We start from the raw sequence: 4116 nt of genomic DNA, 5'->3' as shown, positions 1-4116 counted from the left end.
CTCAGCGGGCAAATTTTTTCATCATAACTGTGCATATGCACATTAAGGAGCAATGTATGAAGCAGCGTAAATTCCTCGTGACAGGCGCGACCGGGAAAACCGGTGTGTACACCATCGACAATCTGCTGGCGCAAGGGCATGCGGTACGTGCTCTGGTGCGCACGGAAGATGAGCGCAGTGCAGCCTTGAAGGCGAAAGGTGTGGAGATCGTCGTCGGCAATTTGCTGGAACATGACGATGTCATTCGCGCCACCCAGGGTGTCAATGGCGCTTATCTGTGCTACCCGGTTCGTCCAGGGTATATCCAGGCAACCGCCTATTTCGCTGACGCCGCCCGGCGCGCCGGGCTGGAGGTCGTGGTGGAGATGTCCCAGATTTCCGCCCGCGAGAACTCGAAAAGCCATGCGGCGCGCGACCACTGGATTGCTGAGCGTGTGCTGGACTGGTCCGGCGTTCCTGCTGTCCATATTCGTCCGACATTCTTTTCCGAGTGGCTGACCTTCCCGTGGGTACGCGACAAAATCAATCAGGAAGGCAAGATCACATTGCCTTACGGAGAAGGGCGCCATGCCGCCATTGCGGCGGAAGACCAGGCGCGCTTTATCGCGGCTGTGCTGGCTGATCCAGCCGGCCACATTGGCAAGACCTACACCCTGTGCGGGCCTGTCGAGATGAATCAGCAGCAGATCGCCGATGAAATGAGCCGCGTCCTGGGCCGGAAAATCGTCTACGCCCCATTCACCATGAAAGAGTATGAGGAACATCTAAACTCATACGAACTTGATCAATTCCTGATTCAGCACTTCATGGCCATTGCGACGGATTACCAGAACGGGATCTTTGCCGGAGAAGACCAGGTTATCGAAAAGCTCACGGGCAAGGCACCGCAGACGGTGGCCGAATACGTCAACGCCAAGCGCGATCTCTTTTAACTTCATCAGAAAGCAAACTATGAACATTCAAAATTCAGTCGTATTTGTGACCGGCGCCTCGCGCGGCCTGGGACTTGCATTGGCGCGCGAAGCACTGCGCCGCGGCGCGAAGAAAGTGTACGCCGGCGTACGCGATACCMAGGGTTTCAATGAACCCGGTATGACGCCGGTCCGGATTGATGTCACCGACATGGACAGCGTGCAAAGCGCCGCTGCTGCCTGCGCCGATACCACGATCCTGATCAACAACGCCGGCATCGTCGCGCTGGATGCGGATGCATTCGACGGCGCGCTGGTCGAAACCTCGCATCGCATGTTCAATACCAATTACGGCGGCATTCTGCGCGCGTCGACTGCTTTCGCCCCGGCGCTGAAAACTGCGCGGGGAGCAATCGTGAATGTGCTGTCGGACGCCACCTGGCTGGGCGTTCCGATGCTGACGGCGTACGGTGCCTCGAAGGCCGCCGCATGGAGTTACACGAATGCGCTGCGCCTGACGCTCAAAGCTTCCGGCGTACAGGTGCTGGGCCTGCACGTCGGCCTGATGGATACCGACATGACTGCGAGCCTGGATCTGGTCAAGACCGACCCGAACGTTGTGGCGGTTCGTACGCTGGACGCACTGGAGGCGAATCAGGATGAGGTGTTCGGCGATGAAGGCACGGCGGCAATTAAAGCAAGTTTGAGCGGCGTCAATCCGGCATATCTGAACCCTCCGCCATTTGGGGCTTAGATTGCTATAATCCTCTATTATTTGGAAGGGGAAGCTGGTGGTGCGTAGATCGAAAGCCGATGCCGCGGAAACGCGTAAGCGAATTCTGTCTACGGCCGCCAATATCTTCCTGCGCAACGGGATCGCTGCGACGGCGATCTCGGACATCATGATCGCGGCGGGTCTGACGCAGGGCGGCTTCTACCGGCATTTCGATTCGAAAGAGCAGCTCGTGGCGGAAGCCATGGCGACGGGGTTTGAGGAGATTTTTGCCAATCTCGAAGCTGCCATCTCCGGCAAGGCGCCGCGTGAGGCCGTCCAGATTATGGCTGAACGCTATCTGCATCAACTGACTGCGGCGGAAGACCAGCCACGTTGTCCGCTCTCCAATCTGTCCAGCGAACTTAGATTGGCCGATGATCTGGTCAAAACCGCTGCGTTCCAGGGCTATTCCCATTTTGTGAAGCTCTTCGCCTCCTACCTGATACGGCTGGATTACATGGATTATGTGGGCCTGGCCGAATCAATTGTGGTGGTCCTGGTGGGGGCGGTGACGCTTTCCGGCATGACGCCGGCAGAGGCGGCGGCTGAGGCGATCCTGGTGAACGCTCAGAAAGCGGTCACCCTCTTGCTCGACGGGGCGGCGACCAGTCCGGCCTTAAGCATGGCTGGGCGCTGATCAATCATCCGATTGATTACAAAATCGGTCACAAATTGGCTTGGTGCATRCAAAATGTTTGGATGCACAAATACCTCAGCCCCCTCATCCTATCCGTCTGTCTCATCCAAACCAGTATCGCCAGCGAGCTGCCGCGCATCGTTTCGAAAGATGGGCGACATGCCTTGATGGTCGATGGCGCGCCGTTCCTGATTCTGGGCGGACAGGCTCACAATTCCAGCAACTATCCGGGGGCGCTCAAGCAGCTGTGGCAGGCCACGGCCGATGCCAGCGCCAACACGGTCGAAGTGCCGGTGGCCTGGGAGCAGATCGAGCCGGTGGAAGGGCGCTTCGATTTCAGCTTTGTCGATACCCTGGTCAAGGAAGCGCGCCAGAACAAGGTGCGCCTGGTGCTGCTGTGGTTTGGTACCTGGAAGAACACCAATGCCACCTATGCGCCGGAATGGGTGAAGTTCAATAACACGCGCTTCCCGCGCATGCTGGACAAGGCGGGTGAGCCGATTTATTGCCTGTCGCCCTTCGGCGAAGAGACGCTGAAGGCCGACCGCAAAGCCTTTGTCGAACTGATGAAGCACGTCAGGCAGATCGACGAGAAGGACCGCACCGTGATCATGGTGCAGGTGGAGAACGAGGTTGGTACTTACGGCCTGGATCGCGATTACGGCGCCAAGGCGCAGGCGGCTTTCGCGCAGCCGGTGCCGCAAATAATCCTGGCGGCGAAGAAGTCGCCGGCGCCGGGCGCCGCAGCGGGCACCTGGTCCCAGGTCTACGGTCCGTATGCCGAGCAATACTTTCATACCTGGGCCATCGCCAGCTATATCGAGGAAATCGCCAAGGCCGGGCGGGCGATTTACGACCTGCCGATGTACGTCAATAATGCGCTGCGCGATCCGCTGGAACCGATGGCGCCGTGGAAGGACAACTTTGCCAGCGGCGGTCCGACCTTCGACGCGATCGATATCTATAAAGCTGCCGCACCGCATATCGAGCTTGCTGCGCCGGATATTTATCAGCACGAGTGGACCAAGGTCACCGCGACGATCGGCAAGTTCCAGCGGCCCGATAATCCGCTGCTGGTGCCTGAAATCGGCAATTCCGAAGACTTTGCGCGTTTCGCCTATCTGATCATCGGCCGCGGCGCGCTGGGCTTTTCACCCTTTGGTCTGGATTATTTCGACTACAGTAATTTCCCGCTCGGCGCCAAGCTGAAAGACAAGCGCATGGTCGAGCCCTTCGCCAAGGTGTACAAGGTATTCCGCCCCATGCAGCGGCAGTGGGCAAAATGGGCGTTCGAGGGCCGCACCTACGGCGTAGCGGAAAGCGAGGAGCGTTCGCCGCAGACGATTCAGATGAAGGGATGGAATGCGGTGGTGTCCTTCCGCGAATGGCAGATGGGCGAGAAGCACTTCTTCCCCAATCTCACCGAGCTGCCGCCCGGTACCGAGTCCCCCAATGGCGGCGTGGCGATTGCCCAGATTGCCGACAATGAGTTCATCGTCGTCGGTCAGAATGCCCGTGTTAAGATCGGTGGCGAAAACAAGCGCGCGCTATATGCCCGCGTGGAAGAGGGCTATTTCGACGCGTCCGGCAAGTGGGTCATGGAACGTAACTGGAACGGGGATCAGACCGATTATGGTCTGAACCTGACCGACAAGCCGGTCGTGCTCAAGGTGCGCTTGGGCACCTACTGAGGAGAGCATGAAACGGGATCAGACCGATTATGGTCTGAACCTGACCGACAAGCCGGTCGTGCTCAAGGTGCGCTTGGGCACCTACTGAGGAGAGCATGAAAC

The 4116-nt window shown here is 58.5% G+C and carries 4 protein-coding genes; all 4 read left to right on the top strand.

Annotation, left to right across the window (positions count from 1 at the left end; genetic code table 11):
• Nucleotides 1-56 precede the first annotated feature (56 nt).
• Nucleotides 57-932, top strand: coding sequence for an NmrA family NAD(P)-binding protein (locus tag AB4Z11_RS25235; RefSeq protein WP_442028525.1), 876 nt, complete (start codon nt 57-59; stop codon nt 930-932).
• 19 nt (nt 933-951) lie between these two features.
• A complete protein-coding gene (locus AB4Z11_RS25230; protein ID WP_442028524.1) occupies nt 952-1665 on the top strand; it encodes an SDR family NAD(P)-dependent oxidoreductase in 714 nt (237 codons plus the stop codon).
• A gap of 37 nt (nt 1666-1702) precedes the next feature.
• Entirely contained in the window at nt 1703-2323 is a 621-nt protein-coding gene (locus AB4Z11_RS25225) for a TetR/AcrR family transcriptional regulator (protein ID WP_442028523.1), read from the top strand.
• Between the two features lie 62 nt (nt 2324-2385).
• Nucleotides 2386-4014: a GH35 family beta-galactosidase gene (locus tag AB4Z11_RS25220; protein ID WP_442028522.1), complete on the top strand. Its 1629-nt coding sequence runs from the start codon at nt 2386-2388 to the stop codon at nt 4012-4014.
• Nucleotides 4015-4116: the final 102 nt, after the last annotated feature.

Origin of the sequence: Pseudoduganella sp. RAF53_2, assembly GCF_052113985.1 — a bacterium.
GTDB lineage: Bacteria > Pseudomonadota > Gammaproteobacteria > Burkholderiales > Burkholderiaceae_D > Rugamonas.
The sequence above is the reverse complement of the archived record's forward strand: the minus strand, read 5'-3'. Positions and strand labels throughout refer to the sequence as shown.